The sequence below is a fragment of the Streptomyces sp. CA-288835 genome (genome assembly GCF_050936385.1).
Taxonomy (GTDB): Bacteria; Actinomycetota; Actinomycetes; order Streptomycetales; family Streptomycetaceae; genus Streptomyces.
Genome location: NZ_JBNJMW010000001.1, coordinates 4835432 through 4850191 on the forward strand (window position 1 = coordinate 4835432; position 14760 = coordinate 4850191).

Below are 14760 nucleotides of genomic sequence, written 5' to 3' on the forward strand. Positions count from 1 at the left end.
TTCCGGTGTGGATCAGCACGCCCGAAAATCGGTACGAGAAAGGCGAGAACAATGGGGTTCAAAACAGGTGACTTCCCGCCGGTCGATCCGCAAACATTCTTGGACAAGCCTCTTCAGGAACGTATGAAAACGTTGGCCCTGCACTGGGTGGAGTACGGTTTCGGCTCGCCGAAGATGATTCCCACCACGTACGTGGTCAAGGTCCTCTTCCTGTACGTCCTCGCCGGTACGGCCCTGGTGACCTGGACCTCGGACGCCGGACCGTTCTGGGACGTCGCCCACTGGTGGGACCAGCCGGACGTCTACCAGAAGCTCCTGCTCTGGACGGTCTTCCTGGAGGCAGTGGGCGTGGCCGGCTCCTGGGGCCCGATCGCGGGCAAGTTCAAGCCGATGACCGGCGGCATCCTGTTCTGGGCCCGGCCCGGCACCATCCGGCTCCGCCCCTGGAAGCGGGTGCCGTTCACCGACGGCGAGCGCCGTACGGTGGCCGATGTCGTCCTCTACCTGGCCTTCCTGGCGTCCCTGTTGACAGCGGTGGCGGTGCCCACCGACGGACTGGTGCGCCCGGCCCTGCTGATCGCGCCGATCGCGCTGTACGTCGCGTGCGGCCTGCGGGACAAGACGCTCTTCCTGGCCGCCCGGGGCGAGCAGTACCTGCCCGCGCTGGTGTTCTTCGCCCTCCTGCCCCTCACCGACATGATCGTCGCGGCGAAGCTGCTGATCTGCGTGGTGTGGATCGGCGCCGGGGTGTCGAAGTTCGGGCTTCACTTCACCAACGTGGTGTCGCCGATGGTCTCCAACAGCCCCTGTGTCCCGTCGAGGCGGATCAAGCGACTCCACTACCGGGACTTCCCCCGTGACATCCGCCCGTCGAAGGCCGCGACCCTCGTGGCGCACGTCGGTGGCACCACCGTCGAGATCGTCACCCCGTTGGTGCTGCTCTTCTCCACGAACCACTGGCTGACCGTCGCCGGCGTGGCGTTGATGGTCGTCTTCCACCTCTTCATCGTCTCGACGTTCCCGCTGGCGGTGCCGCTGGAGTGGAACATCCTGTTCGCGTACCTGTCGGTCTTCCTGTTCCTCGGCTTTCCGGCCCAGGACGGCTACGGCGTCGGCGACATGTCCTCGCCGTGGCTGACCGCCGGGATCGCCGCCGCGCTTCTGTTCTTTCCCGTGCTGGGCAATCTGCGCCCGGACCTGGTGTCGTTCCTGCCCTCGATGCGCCAGTACGCGGGCAACTGGGCCTCCGCGCTGTGGGTCTTCGCGCCGGACGCGGAGCAGAAGCTGAACTCGCTGCCGCACCGCCCGACCACCAACCAGGTCGACCAGCTCCAGGCGATGGGCTACCCGTCGGCGGTCGCCGAGATCACCATGCAGCAGACGATCGCCTGGCGCTCGATGCACAGCCAGGGCCGCGGCCTGTTCTCCGTCCTCCTGAAGAACCTTCCCGACCTCGACCAACGGACCGTGCGCGAAGCCGAGTTCGCGTGCAACTCGTTGATCGGGTTCAACTTCGGCGACGGCCACCTGCACAACATCGACCTCGTCAACGCCGTGCAGTCCCGGGTCGGGTTCGCCCCGGGCGAGTGGATCGTCGTATGGGTGGAGTCGCAGGCCATTCACCGCAAGGTGCAGCACTACCAGGTGATCGACGCCGCGCTCGGGGTCATCGAGCGGGGTACGTGGAAGGTCGCCGACGCGGTCAAGGAGCAGCCGTGGCTGCCGAACGGCCCGATCCCGCTCGACGTGACCTGGACCCGCGGGCAGTCGTCGCCGGTGGTGGGGCAGGGCACGGTGGAAAGCTTGGCGACATGAGTAAGGCAATCGTGGTCGGTGCCGGCCCCAACGGGCTGGCCGCCGCCATCGCACTGGCCCGGGAAGGCGTAGAGGTCACCGTCCTCGAGGCGGCCGACGAGATCGGAGGCGGCACCCGCTCCGGTGAGGCGATCCTTCCCGGGCTGCTGCACGACCACTGCTCGGCCGTCCACCCGATGACCGTCGGCTCACCGTTCCTGCGCGGGCTCGGCCTGGACCGCTACGGGCTGCGGTGGGCGCTGCCGGAGATCGACTGCGTACATCCACTGGACAGCGGCGCGGCAGGGGTGCTGCACCGCTCGGTCACCGAGACCGCGGCCGGTCTCGGTGCCGACGGCCGACGCTGGCGGTGGCTGTTCGACGGCCCGTCGGCGGCATACGACACCTTCGGCGCCGACATCCTCGGCCCGCTGCTCCGCGTCCCACGGCACCCCGTCCGACTCGCCCGCTTCGGCGTCCCCGCGCTGGCCCCCGCGTCGCTGCTGGGCAAGGCGTTCGCGACCGAGGAGGCGCGGGCGCTGTGGGGCGGGGTGGCGGCACACGCCTTCCACCCTCTCGAGCGGCCACTGAGCGCCGCCATCGGACTCGGTATCCTCACCGCGGGGCACCGGCACGGCTGGGCCGTGGCCGTCGGCGGATCACGCCGCATCACCGACGCCATGGCCGCGCTGCTGACCGACCTCGGCGGAAAGATCGAGACAGGCGTACGGGTCCGGTCGGCCTCCGAACTGCCGCCCACGGACGTGACCCTCTGGGACGTGGCACCCACCGCACTGGCCGACATCCTGGGAGACCGGCTGCCGCCCCGGGTCGCCCGTTCCTACCGGCGGTTCCGGTACGGCCCGGGGGCGTTCAAGGTCGACTTCGCGGTCGAGGGCGGCGTGCCCTGGACCGCCGAAGCGGCGCGGCGGGCCGGCACGGTGCACGTCGGCGGCGCGTACGCCGAGGTCGCCGCCACGGAGCGGGAGATCCACGCCGGACGGATGCCCGAGCGGCCGTTCGTCCTGGTCGGCCAGCAGTATCTGGCCGATCCCCTGCGGTCGGCCGGCGACGTGCACCCGGTGTGGACCTACGCCCACGTACCGGCCGACTGGTCCGGCGACGCCACAGGAGCGATCACCGCCCAGATCGAGCGGTTCGCCCCGGGGTTCCGGGACCGGATCGTCGGTACCGCGGTGCGCACAACCCCCGGATTCGCCGCGTACAACCCGAACTACGTCGGCGGCAACATCATGACCGGCGCCAAGGACATCCCCCAGCTGCTGTTCGGCCCGCGGCCCACCCTGCACCCGTACGACACCGGTCTGCCCGGCCACTACCTGTGCTCCGCGGCCACCCCACCCGGCCCCGGCGCACACGGAATGTGCGGAGCCCACGCCGCCGCACGAGCTCTGCGCCACCTCCAAGGGCAAACCTGGGACCCGTGACGCCGAGGCGGGGAGCGGCACCGGGGGTGAAGAAGCCGCAGCATGTACGCGTCTGCCTGCCCCGCCCGGCCCTGCGGCAAAGGACCGATGACTGTCCGCGCGCACCCGGCCGTCCGCCGGTCGGGAGGAGGTAGGCCCGCCTCCGAGTCAGACCTGTTGTCTGAGGGTGTCGTTGCGACCTCGGGCTGACCTTCCCGGGTACCCGCCCGAGGCTCATCGGACGCAATTCGCCACTTTGGTGGCGCCGTTGAGCAGGTACTCCAGCGGTCCGCGGCGGAAGAAGCGAGACCAGAGCGCCGCGAACAGGGCGGCCCCGACGATGAACCAGAGCAGCAGCGCGGCGGAGGCGGACTGCGGCGGGGTGGCCGCTTTGCCGGGCAGGGCGAGGATGACCAGGATGCGGGCCACGTAGAGGGTCAGGGACATCGTGCCGACGGCGATGATCGGAGTTGCCGGCCGGCGCAGCCACAGCAGTCGGTCCATCGCCGCCGTCAGGCACAGGAGCACGGTGATCGCGATCCCGGCAGACCGGCCCCCGCCGATCGACGGGGGCCGGTCTGGACAGCGCCGACAGTGGCCAGGTCGCGCTCGCGGCGGACGGCTCCGCCATCGTCTGGACCGAGGAGGGTCAGGCCCCGTACCGCTCGACCGACAAGGGGCGAGCTGGTCGAAGGTCAGCGGCCTGGGCACCGGCGCCGTGGTCGTCGCCGACCGCTCCTCGGCCAGGACCTTCTACTCACTGTCCGACGGCACGCTCTACGCCAGCACCGACGGACGCGGCCTCCAGTACGGCGACCCGTCCTGACCCAGGCGCCCGAGCGGGGCCGCAGGCACAACGGCCTGCGGCCCCGCCATAGCTGACCCGGCCATGTCCCGCAGGTTCGTGCAGGACGGGTCCTGAGATGTGCTGGTGATGTGTCATCTATGGAGCACGGTCCAACAATTCGTCATGGCCCAATCGAAATTAAATAGATATATTTGGCTAACTGTTTCGCGGTAGAGTCTGGCGTCGTCGAGCGGACTGTAGGCGGTCCGTCACTCAGAGCAGCGCTGGGGAACTTCCGTGGCAGTGCATGCACGTGCGTCGAAAAAGCAAGGCCCTCCGGAGAGAGGAGCCAGGCGGCAGCCGTCACTTCGCACGGCCCTGCTCATCCTGGCGCTGGTGCCCAGCGTGACTCTGGTCGCCCTGTGGGCGACGACCTCCGTGCAGCTGTACACGGAGTGGCAGCAGCAGCGGCAGCGCAACGAGGCGTCCACCGAGGCCGCGCGGCCCATCATGGCCGCGTTCTTCAGCCTCCAGGAGGAACGGCGGCTCAGCGGTGCGGCGCTGGGCGACTCCCGGTCGTACAAGGCGGAGTTGCAGAAGCAGCGCGGCCGAACCGACACGGCCGTCAAGACCGTCCAGGCGCTCCCCGGCAGTGAATGGGACGCGCCGGACGACATCCGCCGCAACGTCGTCCAGGTGGGCAAGGACCTGGACAAGCTGGCCGACTACCGGAACGCCGTCGACCGGCGGACCGCCTCCCAGCAGCAGACGTTCGACGACTACACCGGACTCATCGCCACCGACCTCAAGCTGTTCACCGTACTGAGCAATGTCGGCATCGCGGACATCGACTACCTCGCCCGGCCGGCCATCGACTCGGTCTGGGGCATGGAGATGATCTCGCGCGAGAGCGCGATCATCACCCGCGGCACCGTCACCGGGCGCCTCTCCGTCGGCGAACGCGAGCAGTTGGCCGAGTGGATCGGCTCCGAACGCTTCATCTACGACAACAAGGTCGAGGCCCTTGTCCCCAGCGACCAGGCGACGCGGTACCGGCAGCTGATGGCCGGCAGTGCGTGGAAAGCGAAGACCGACGCCGAACAGGACGTGGTGCGCCGCTCCTCGTCCGGGTCGAACGCCTTCTCCGCCGAACTGGGCAAGACCTGGAGCCGCAGCGTCGAACAGGTCATGGGCCCGCTCCAGGAGCTCAACGGCGCCTACTCGGCCACTCTCACGGCGGCCACGGACCGGGAACTCGACTCCATGGTGACGAAGCTGGTCCTCACCAGCGCGATGGGCGCGGGGGCGGTGGTCGTGGTCATTGTCGTCAGCGCACTGCTCACCCGAATGCTGCGCCGCCGGATCTTCGCCCTCCGGCAGGCAGCCCTCGACCTGCAGACCCGGATGCCGGACGTGGTCGAGCGCATGCGGAGGGGGGAGGCCGTCGACGCGGACGCCGAACTCCCGCAGATCCAGCACGGTCACGACGAACTCGGCCAACTGGGCCAGGCCCTCAACCTCGCGCGGCACAGTGCGCTGGACACCACCATGGCGCAGGTGGGGCAGTTCCGCGGATTCGAGAAACTCCTCCAGCGCATCGCCCGCCGCACCCAGCTGCTCATCGGGCTCCAGATGAAGAAGCTCAGTGAGCTGGAGCGTCGGCACGAGGACCCGGAGGTCCTGGAGGGCCTCTTCGACCTGGACCATCTCACCGCCCGGCTGCGGCGGTACGAGGAGAACCTGGTGATCCTCGGCGGCGGCCAGCCGCAGCGGCGCTGGCGCAAACCCGTGCTGCTGCTGGACGTGCTCCGCTCCGCACAGAGCGAAGTCCAGGACTACCGCAGGATCCAGATCGAGGTCGAGGGCCGCGTCTGGCTCTCCGAACGAGCGGTCGGACTGGTGGTGCATGTGCTGGCCGAACTCATGGAGAACGCGGTGACGTTCTCGAGGCCGCCGACCCCCGTCGAGGTGTACGCCGCCCGGGTGGGGCGCGGCCTCGCGGTGGAGATCGAAGACCGCGGCGTGGGCATGGAGCCCGAGCAGTACGACGAGGCGAACCGGCTGATGGCCGACCCGCCCCGGCTGGACGTCCTGTCGCGTGCCGACGACGTCAGGCTCGGCCTCTATGTCGTATCCCGGCTGGCCCAGTCGCTCGGCATCAAGGTGGAGCTGCGGCCCTCGTCGTTCGGCGGCACCCGGGTGGTCGCCCTGATCCCCGACCATTTCGTCGTCGAGGACCCCGCGGATGCCGAGGGCTTCGGGGGTCCCGAGCCCGTGCCGGCGACGGTCGCCGCCCCGGGATGGCCCACCCCGGATCCAGTCACGACGGCCGAGCCGGGCCCGGCCCACGGCACGACGCCGGTGATCAACGTGTTCACCCCGCTCTCCCGCGCCGGGGCCGGGTCCGCGGTTCACCACGGTGACGCGTCCGCCGGGCGGCAGCCGCACCACGGTGTGCCGCCGGTGCACCACGACCCGACGGCGCAGCCACTGCCCAAGCGGGTGCGCATGGCCAGCCTCGCCGACGAGTTGCGGGACCCCGACGCGAATGTGCGGGCGCACCCGGCCGGCGCGCAGGCACCGGACGGGCCGACCGCTCCGGCCCGTTCCGGGGCGACGATCGGCGCCTTCCAGCGCCAGTCCCGCAGGGCCCGGGGCGACGCCCACCACACCGGCGCCGTGTTCAGCAGTGCCGGAGCACACGGCGGCGCGGACCCGGGCGCCGTGGAGCGCGGCACCGGGGAACGCGACCGCACCGAAGCCCTCCCGTATCGCAGACGGACCCCGACGGAAGACTGACCATGACACAGCGAACGACCGCCACCCTTCAGGACCTCGACTGGTTGCTGGACGGCCTGGTCGAACAGGTGCCCGGCACCCAGCACGCCATCGTGCTGTCCGACGACGGGCTGGTGGTCAGCCAGTCCCGCACCATCGCCCGACGGGACGCGGAGCGCCTCGCCGCCGTGGCCACCGGCCAGCAGAGTCTGGCCCGAGGCGCCGGGAGCCTGTTCGGCGGTGGTCCGGTGCTCCAGGTGATCGTCGAGATGAGCGATCTCTGGCTGTTCATATCCGCCGCGGGCAGGGGTACCCACCTGGCTGTCGTCGCCTCCCAGGAGGTGGATGCCGAGCTCATGGCCGTGGCCATGCACACCCTGATGCAGCAGGTGGGCCAGCGTCTGGGTGCCGAGGCCCGCGTCGGTACACCACCCGTCGAGGGCGGTGTACGTGAGTGAGTCACTGGATGGACGACATGGAGGCCGAGGACGCCGACGACGCGGAATCGCTGTTCGTCAGGCCGTACACCATCACCCAGGGCCGGACGGCTCCGGCGCGCGACGACCTCACCCTCATCACCATCGTGACGACCGTCGAACCGCCGCCGGGCCGGGCCGGCACCCGTGGTCTGCAACCCGAGCACCGCTCGATACTCCAGCAGTGCCGCCAGCCTTCGGCGGTGGCGGAGATCGCCGCCGAACTGAACCTGCCCGTCGCGGTGACGAAGATCCTGATCGACGATCTGGTCGCACTCGGCAGGGCGACAACCCGACCACCGATCGCCATGGCGGTAGGAAGCGAATCGAACATGACACTTCTGCGGGCGGTGAGGGATGGTCTTCGTAGAATCTGACCCGATCGGCGGCGCGCGCGCAGTCACGTCGCCCGCGGCGGTCAAGATCCTCGTGGCCGGTGGCTTCGGCGTGGGCAAGACGACGCTCGTCGCGGCGGTGAGTGAAGTGACTCCGCTGCGTACGGAGGAGTACATGACCGTCGCGAGTGTGGGCGTCGACGACGTCGGAGGCATCGAGGACAAGACCACCACCACCGTGGCCATGGACTTCGGCCGCATCACGGTGAACAGCCAACTGGTGGTCTACCTCTTCGGCACGCCCGGCCAGGAGCGCTTCTGGTTCATGTGGAACGACCTGGTGCAGGGAGCGCTCGGCGCGGTCGTCCTGGCCGACACCCGGCGACTGGAGTCCAGTTTCGCGTCCATCGACTTCTTCGAGAGCCGCGGCATCCCGTTCGTGGTCGGCGTCAACTGCTTCCACGGCCGGATGGACCGGGACGAGCGGGAGGTTCGTGAAGCGCTGGACCTGGGTCCCGAAGTGCCCCTGGTGATGGGGGACATGAGGCAGAAGTCGGTCGGCCGCGATCTGCTGGTGTCCCTCGTCGAGTACCTGATTGCGACCGGCCGATAGCGTCTCGGGAACTCTGTGTGCCTGAGGGTTCAGGCTTTTCGGGCGCGGCGTGGCCGTGCGCGGTTGCCATCAAGTGGTCCGAACCTCGGGGTGAGGGGGTGGCTGAAGTTTCCCCGTGCTCTTGAACACGGTTCTGTCACGCGGCGAGGGCGTGGTCTGGCGAGATCGGCATACCAGTTGTCGTAGAGCTTCCAACGGCTCATGGCCCCCAGGGCGCCGACAACCACGCCCCAGGCGCTCACCAATTTCGGGCGCCCCCGGTGGGCTGCTGCTCGACCGCACCACAAGCGCACCAGAACGAGCGGGGAACAGCGGGGAATCACGGTGAAAGCAACCCGCCCGACACGGCCGTGATCCGACCGTTCGCCCAGGTCAGCATGCAGGCCACCCTCAAATGATCGCGGCTTCCCAAGCTGAGAGCGCGAGTTCGATTCTCGTCACCCGCTCTTCTTGAAACCCCAGGTCAACGACCTGGGGCTTGTTAGTTGTCTAGACCAATTTCGGGTGACGCGCCTTCCGCGCGCCCTAACCGGCACTAACCTCCCGGCCGGCGTGAGCCTGATGGCCCGCGACCGGGGCGGGCCGACGCCGTGCTTCCAGTTCCTGCGCGTCCCGGCCTTCGACGACCGCCTCGACACCCGTCCATGGCCCGACTCACCGACACGCCGATCCTCAGGGGCCCGACCTGCCGAGCGTATGGGACTTCTATCTGGGCGGCCCGGGGCGTCGGAGTGGCCCCGACGTCTCCCCCTGCGGCGCCCCTGTCCACCGCCGCCCTCACGGCCCACACCGCCCAGGTGTGCCGCGCTCTCGGCGCCCGGACGCAAGGCTCGCTCCGGCAGGCACCTCCCACATCGACGGCCGCCCCGAGGAGACCGACGCGACCGCGGCCGATCTCGTGCAGCGTCGAGCGGGAGCAATACTTGGCTAGCCACATGTTTGCTGTTACGTTAGTTATGTGTCCAGCCACCTAAATGGGTGGCGACACGAGAGGAGTCGTCATGAAAGCCATCCTGTTCGACCGTTTCGGAGGCACGGAAGTGCTGCACGAGGCGGACATTGAGGTCCCGCAGCCCGGCCCCGGGCAGATCCGCGTCCGCGTCAAGGCGGCCGGGCTGAACGCGCTGGACGGCAAGATCCGCTCCGGGGCGCTGGAGGCCGTGTTCCCCACGCCGCTCCCCGCCGTTCCCGGTGGCGAGCTCGCGGGCGTGGTGGACGCCCTGGGTGAGGGCGTGCGGGACGTGCAGGTGGGTGACGAGGTGCTGGGCTGGTCGGACACCGGCTCGTACGCCGAGTACGCGCTGGCCACCACCGTGGCCCCCAAGCCCGTCGGCCTCGACTGGCAGCACGCGGTCGCGCTGCCGGTGGCGGGCGAGACGGCCGAGCGGGTCCTGAACCTGCTGGGCGTCGCCGCAGGGGAGACGGTGCTGATGCACGGCGCGGCCGGAGCGGTCGGAACCCTGGCGGTCCAGCTGGCCACGGCCCGCGGAGCGCGTGTCATCGGCACCGCCGGCCCCGCCAACCAGGACTACCTCGCCTCGCTCGGCGCGACCGCGACCCTTTACGGCGAGGGCCTGGTCGAGCGGGTCCGGGCGCTCGCACCCGACGGCGTGGACGCGGTGTTCGACCTGGCCGGGAAGGACGCCCTGGAGGACTCCATCACCCTGCGGGGCGGCACGGAACGCATCGTCACCATCGCCGACTTCCGCGCGCACCAGCTCGGCATCACCTTCGCCAACGGTCCCCAGGAACGCTCGTCCGCCCGCCTGGCCGCCCTGGCGCAAGATGCCGCGACCGGCAAGGTCGTCACCACCGTCACCGCCTACCCGCTCGACCAGGCCGCCACGGCCCAGCAGGTCAGCGACGCCGGGCACGTCCGAGGCAAGCTCGCCCTCACCCTCGACTGATCACACCCGCCTCTCCTTCCGCCACGCCCCCACTTCCCCGATCACCACCTGTTCACCACCGCACCGAAGGATCACTCATGCTGAACGCCCTGTGGACACCGACCACCGTCGGTGACATCTCCCTCCCGCACCGCCTGGTCATGGCCCCCATGACCCGTGACCGCTCCACACCCGAAGGAGTACCGACCGAGCTGAACGCCGAGTACTACGCCCAGCGGGCCTCGCACGCGCTCATCATCACCGAGGGAACCCAGCCCAACGCCGACGGCCAGGGCTACCTCCTCACCCCCGGCATCCACAATGACGAGCAGATCGCCGGGTGGCGCAAGGTCACCGACGCCGTGCATGCGGCCGACGGCCGGATCGTCATCCAGCTGATGCACACCGGACGCATCGCCCACCCCGACAACACCCCCCACGGGCGGCGGCCGGTCGCCCCTTCGGCGATCCCGCCGGAGGGCGTGATGTTCACCGCGTCCGGGCCCCAGGAGATGCCGGCACCCCGTGCGCTGTCGACTCAGGAGGTCGCGGCGACTGTCGACGACTTCCGCCGCGCCGCAGCGGCTGCCGTCGCGGCAGGCGCCGACGGCGTGGAGATCCACGGCGCCAACGGCTATCTGGTGCACCAGTTCCTGTCCGACAACACCAACCAGCGCACCGACCGCTACGGCGGTTCCCTCGACGGCCGCATCCGCTTCGCCGTCGAGGTCGCCGCCGCGGTGGCCGACGAGATCGGCGCCGACCGCACCGGTATCCGTATCTCTCCCGGCAATCCGTACAACGACATGGCCGAGTCCGACACCGCCGAGCTGTATCCGGCGCTCCTGCGCGCCCTCAGCCCGCTCGGTCTGGCCTACCTCCACGTGATGCACGCGGGCGACGAGGAGCTGCTGGGCACCCTGCGTGAGCTGTGGCCGACCACGCTGATCCTCAACCGGGCCGGCACCGATATGCCCACCCGCGCCAAGGACGTCGACGACGGCACGGCCGACCTCGTTTCGGTCGGCGCCCTCGCGCTCGCCAACCCGGACCTGGTCGAGCGGCTACGCTCGGACGCGCCGCTGAACACCCCCGACCCAGCGACCTTCTACGGCGGCGGAGTGGTCGGCTACACCGACTACCCCACCTACACCGTCTGAGGAACCGCATGTCCCTCCCAACACCCCGCATCCCCAGCACGGCCAGCGAGGGGCCGATGAGCTACGCGATCTTTCAGCTCGCCCGTGCTCACCGGGCCCGCGCCGCCGCAATGCTCCGCGAGATGGACCTGCATCCCGGACAGGAACTGCTGCTGATGCAACTGCTGGACCGGGACGGCCAGACCCAGTCCGAGCTGCTCGAAAGCGTCGGCCTGGACCACTCAACGGTCTCGAAGTCCCTGCGCCGTATGCAGGACGCCGGCCTGCTCGTCCGCGAGCCGGCCGAATACGACCGGCGCGTCATGGTCGTCCACCTCACCGACAAGGGCCGTGGCATGCGCGAGCCCCTGGCAGCCATGTGGCGGGCCCTGGAGGAGACCTCCGCGCTGAACCTGTCGGCGCAGCAGGCAGAGTCCTTCGTCCGCACCGCCTACGCCATCGCCGACGCGATCAACAGCCGCGCTCTTCCGCAAGAAGAGTCCAAGTAACTCCCCTCGGCTCGCACCCCGGTTCCGGCCTGGAGTGCGCATAGTTTCCGGCGTTCCTGCGATGTGGACAGTGCTGCAGAGCACTCGGCTCACGAAGGCCCGTGCTGAACGGAGCCAGGCTCCCCGCCTGTCTGAAGAAGCCCGGTGAGCCGAGCCCGCGGATGTGGCGGAACCCCGCCGCTCCCCCCGTACGTCAGGGAGAACGGGGTGAGGGCTGCCTCAGCGGCAGGGGCAAGCGCGAGCTGTCCCGGTGGAAGCAGGACGGAGCTCATTGAGGGGGCAGGGCAACACCCCCGCGGGGCCGGCGAGCCCTTCCCCCATCGCCAACTGGCTGTACATCGAGGACGGACGCATCACCCGCGTCCGGGTCACCGTCGACCTCCGCAAGCCCCTGCAAGTCGGCGATGACCCGCGCCGCGGATCCACCCATCACAGGCCCGCCCCTTGAGCGACCCGGGCCGAGGGCACCCACGTCCGCGGCCGCCACTGCCCCGCCCACCCAATCCCCCCACTACTGACCTGATTGAAAGTGAGACCCCCATGACCACCACCCTCCCCGTCCTCGTCGTCGGCGCGACCGGCTCCCTCGGGGGCAAGGTCGTCGACGAACTGCTGGGGCGCGGTAAGAACGTCCGCGCCCTGGTCCGGCCGACCACCGACGCGACCAGGCTCGAAAAAGCGGGGTGTCGAGATCGCCCGCGGCGACATGCTCGACCTCGGCTCACTCGTCGCCGCCATGAACGGCGCCGATGCCGTCATCACCACCGCTGCCGGCTACACCCGCGGCGGCAAGAACGCGCACGACATCGACACCGTCGGCAACGCCAACCTCGCCGAGGCCGCCCACCGCACCGGCATCCGGCGGTTCGTCCTGACCAGCATCCTCACCAGCGACCAGACGCCCCAAATCCCGCACTTCTGGCACAAGAAGATCGCCGAGGACAACCTCGAACAACTCGGCGTCCCGTTCGTCGCACTGCGCCCGGGGGCCTTCCTCGACCAGATCGCGACCATGGCGGGCGACCCGGTCGACAAGGGCCGCCTGATGTGGATCGGCAAGACCACCGTCCCGCTGACCTTCGTCCGCACCTCTGATCTCGCGGCGTACCTGGCGGCCGCGGTCGACGCCGACACCGACACCGACAACGGTGAGCGCATCGACATCGGCTGGGACCGTCCGGTCAGCATGCGCGAGATGGCCGACCTGATGGGCAAACGGGCCGGAAAGAAGATCAAGGTGTGGGCGGTCCCCTCCGCCGTCGCCCGCGCCGCAGGAGCCTTCGCCGGCCGCTTCATGCCCCTGGTCAAGGACATGACCGCGATGTTCGGCTGGTTCGACACCGGCCGCTACGCCGCCGACCCCCGCCGCCAGGAGCAGTTGTTCGGCCCCGTCCCCACGGCTGAGGACGCCATCGCCCGGTTCACCGACGAGCTGGGCACGGCGCAGCACCGGTGACCAGCTCGCCTCCCGGTCCCGCTGCCCGGGCGAGGCCCTGTGGGCGTGGCGTGACAGGGCCGGCCCTCCGGGCACCGGCAGCGAGAAGGGGCGTCGGGGTTTCGGGTATTCGGTGGCCGAGGTGGCGCAGGCCCTCTTCGAGGGTGGGGTGGAACCGGTCGACTGGACCGAAGTTGCGGTTGTACCAGGCCGCGTCCAGGCCCAGCTCCCTCGTTTCGTGGCCGGTCCGGCAGCGCAGCCATATCGAGTCGTCGCGCATGCAGAAGACGATCCAGTCCCGGTACACGCCGCACCCCCAAGCGCCGTAGCTTCCCAAGCTGAGAGCGCGAGTTCGATTCTCGTCACCCGCTCCACGATCAAGGCCCAGGTCAGCGACCTGGGCCTCTTTGTTGTCTCCGTGGATCACTCGCCGGCGTACGAGTCGGCCGCCGGCTCCGCCGACAGGCGGGTGCGGCGGGTCGCCGTCTCGCGGAACAGCGTGAGCAGCGTGAGCAGGGAAGGGGAAACGCAGTTCGCCCTCCCTGGTCCACCAAGATCGCACCAGAAGCTATTGTGAGCATTATTCAACAAATTGAGTTCTCGATATTGCACCGGAATGTTGACATCCTGAGAGTCACTTCACAGGCGCTCGCGACGAGCTACTCAGGGTTCGCCAAGGCTTTTCTCTTGACCTTCTATGAACCGTGCTACAGTGACCGAAAGTGCTGTGGATGTTCATACGGGGGATGATCCACATTGGAAAGCGGAATATTGTTTTCCGTTGTCGAGTACGCGCGTGATGTGTTCCTGTTCGAGATCATGATTCTCACTGTTACCGCGGGTCTCTTATTTCATGCAAAACTAAAGTACCGTGCTCTTGAGAAATCCGTCCGGAATGAGAAATTCCGTGAACGCGCTCGCATAGCCGCTGAGCTGCACGACGGTGCAGGTCATCGGATGCTCGCCATCGTCATGCACGCTCGTCAGCTGTCTGCGCAATCCGTCCATGCGCCAACGGCGGCGCATGCCATCGAAGAACTGGCCGTGGAAGCCCAGCGCGAGATCCGTGCGGCCCTCGGTCGCCTGCCGCGGTCCGAGCAGGCGTCGGACGACGCCCCGCTGTCGGACCGGGTGACTGCCCTCGGCGTCGATCTTCCGGAAGTCGATCTCACCCTTCACTTCAGCGGTGTCGAAGCGGAGGAGAATCTGCACGCGAGCACACGACACGCTGCGCTGCGGATCATCCAAGAGGGCGTCAGCAACGCCATCAAGCACGGCGAGGGGCCCATCGACGTACGGGTCGAGTTCGGCGAGCAGCTCCACGTCAGCATCGTCAACGGGACTGCCCCCGGCAACGGCGCCGTGGCGCGTTCCCGGCTCCGCGGGGGCACCGTCGCCCCCTTGGTCCCCGGCTCCGGCCAGGGACTTCTCCATATGCGTCGCCGCGCCGCCGAACTGGGCGGGTCCTTCTGCTACCAGGAGCTCCCCGGCGGCGGCGTACGGATCATGGCGACCCTGCCCAGCCGCCCCGGCCGGCCCGTGGAGGCAACCGCTTAGCAAGGACGAGCGGAATGGCACAGC

11 protein-coding genes and 3 pseudogenes are annotated in these 14760 nt (G+C 69.2%); 13 read left to right on the plus strand and 1 reads right to left on the minus strand.

What is annotated here, in order from left to right:
• Positions 1-51 precede the first annotated feature (51 nt).
• Entirely contained in the window at positions 52-1815 is a 1764-nt protein-coding gene (locus ACQEVY_RS21700; protein WP_432950971.1) for a DUF3556 domain-containing protein, read from the plus strand.
• A complete protein-coding gene (locus tag ACQEVY_RS21705; RefSeq protein ID WP_432950973.1) occupies positions 1812-3242 on the plus strand; it encodes a phytoene desaturase family protein in 1431 nt (476 codons plus the stop codon). Before ACQEVY_RS21700 ends, ACQEVY_RS21705 begins: the two co-directional genes overlap by 4 nt.
• 213 nt (positions 3243-3455) lie before the next feature.
• Here the strand turns inward: ACQEVY_RS21705 and ACQEVY_RS21710 are convergent.
• Positions 3456-3770: pseudogene (locus ACQEVY_RS21710) on the minus strand (DUF418 domain-containing protein); the annotation flags it as partial.
• A 38-nt stretch (positions 3771-3808) separates the two neighbouring features.
• Between ACQEVY_RS21710 and ACQEVY_RS21715 the strand changes: the two are divergent.
• The 11 genes and pseudogenes from ACQEVY_RS21715 to ACQEVY_RS21765 form a co-directional block, all read left to right on the plus strand.
• Positions 3809-4017: pseudogene (locus ACQEVY_RS21715) on the plus strand (hypothetical protein); the annotation flags it as partial.
• 387 nt (positions 4018-4404) lie between these two features.
• Entirely contained in the window at positions 4405-6807 is a 2403-nt protein-coding gene (locus ACQEVY_RS21720; protein WP_432950975.1) for a nitrate- and nitrite sensing domain-containing protein, read from the plus strand.
• A gap of 2 nt (positions 6808-6809) precedes the next feature.
• Positions 6810-7244, plus strand: a complete 435-nt coding sequence (locus ACQEVY_RS21725) for a roadblock/LC7 domain-containing protein (RefSeq protein WP_432950977.1) — start codon at positions 6810-6812, stop codon at positions 7242-7244.
• A 17-nt stretch (positions 7245-7261) separates the two neighbouring features.
• Positions 7262-7639 carry a DUF742 domain-containing protein gene (locus ACQEVY_RS21730; protein WP_432950979.1) on the plus strand — a complete coding sequence of 126 codons (378 nt, stop codon included), beginning with the start codon at positions 7262-7264 and terminating at the stop codon, positions 7637-7639.
• Positions 7620-8210 (plus strand): GTP-binding protein, encoded by a 591-nt coding sequence (locus tag ACQEVY_RS21735; RefSeq protein ID WP_328770056.1) that lies wholly within the window; start codon positions 7620-7622, stop codon positions 8208-8210. The genes ACQEVY_RS21730 and ACQEVY_RS21735 overlap by 20 nt, the downstream gene beginning before the upstream one ends.
• A 1001-nt stretch (positions 8211-9211) precedes the next feature.
• Positions 9212-10117, plus strand: a complete 906-nt coding sequence (locus ACQEVY_RS21740; protein WP_432950981.1) for an NADP-dependent oxidoreductase — start codon at positions 9212-9214, stop codon at positions 10115-10117.
• A 77-nt stretch (positions 10118-10194) separates the two neighbouring features.
• The gene (locus ACQEVY_RS21745) at positions 10195-11256 is read left to right on the plus strand and encodes an alkene reductase (RefSeq protein WP_432950983.1); all 1062 of its coding nucleotides are present in this window, start codon (positions 10195-10197) and stop codon (positions 11254-11256) included.
• 8 nt (positions 11257-11264) lie between these two features.
• Positions 11265-11744: a MarR family winged helix-turn-helix transcriptional regulator gene (locus tag ACQEVY_RS21750; RefSeq protein WP_432950985.1), complete on the plus strand. Its 480-nt coding sequence runs from the start codon at positions 11265-11267 to the stop codon at positions 11742-11744.
• 540 nt (positions 11745-12284) lie between these two features.
• A pseudogene (locus ACQEVY_RS21755) lies at positions 12285-12356 on the plus strand (hypothetical protein); the annotation flags it as partial.
• Positions 12357-12450: 94 nt separating this feature from the next.
• A complete protein-coding gene (locus ACQEVY_RS21760) occupies positions 12451-13200 on the plus strand; it encodes an NmrA family NAD(P)-binding protein (protein ID WP_432950987.1) in 750 nt (249 codons plus the stop codon).
• A 936-nt stretch (positions 13201-14136) separates the two neighbouring features.
• Positions 14137-14736 (plus strand): sensor histidine kinase, encoded by a 600-nt coding sequence (locus ACQEVY_RS21765; RefSeq protein WP_432955331.1) that lies wholly within the window; start codon positions 14137-14139, stop codon positions 14734-14736.
• Positions 14737-14760 lie beyond the last annotated feature (24 nt).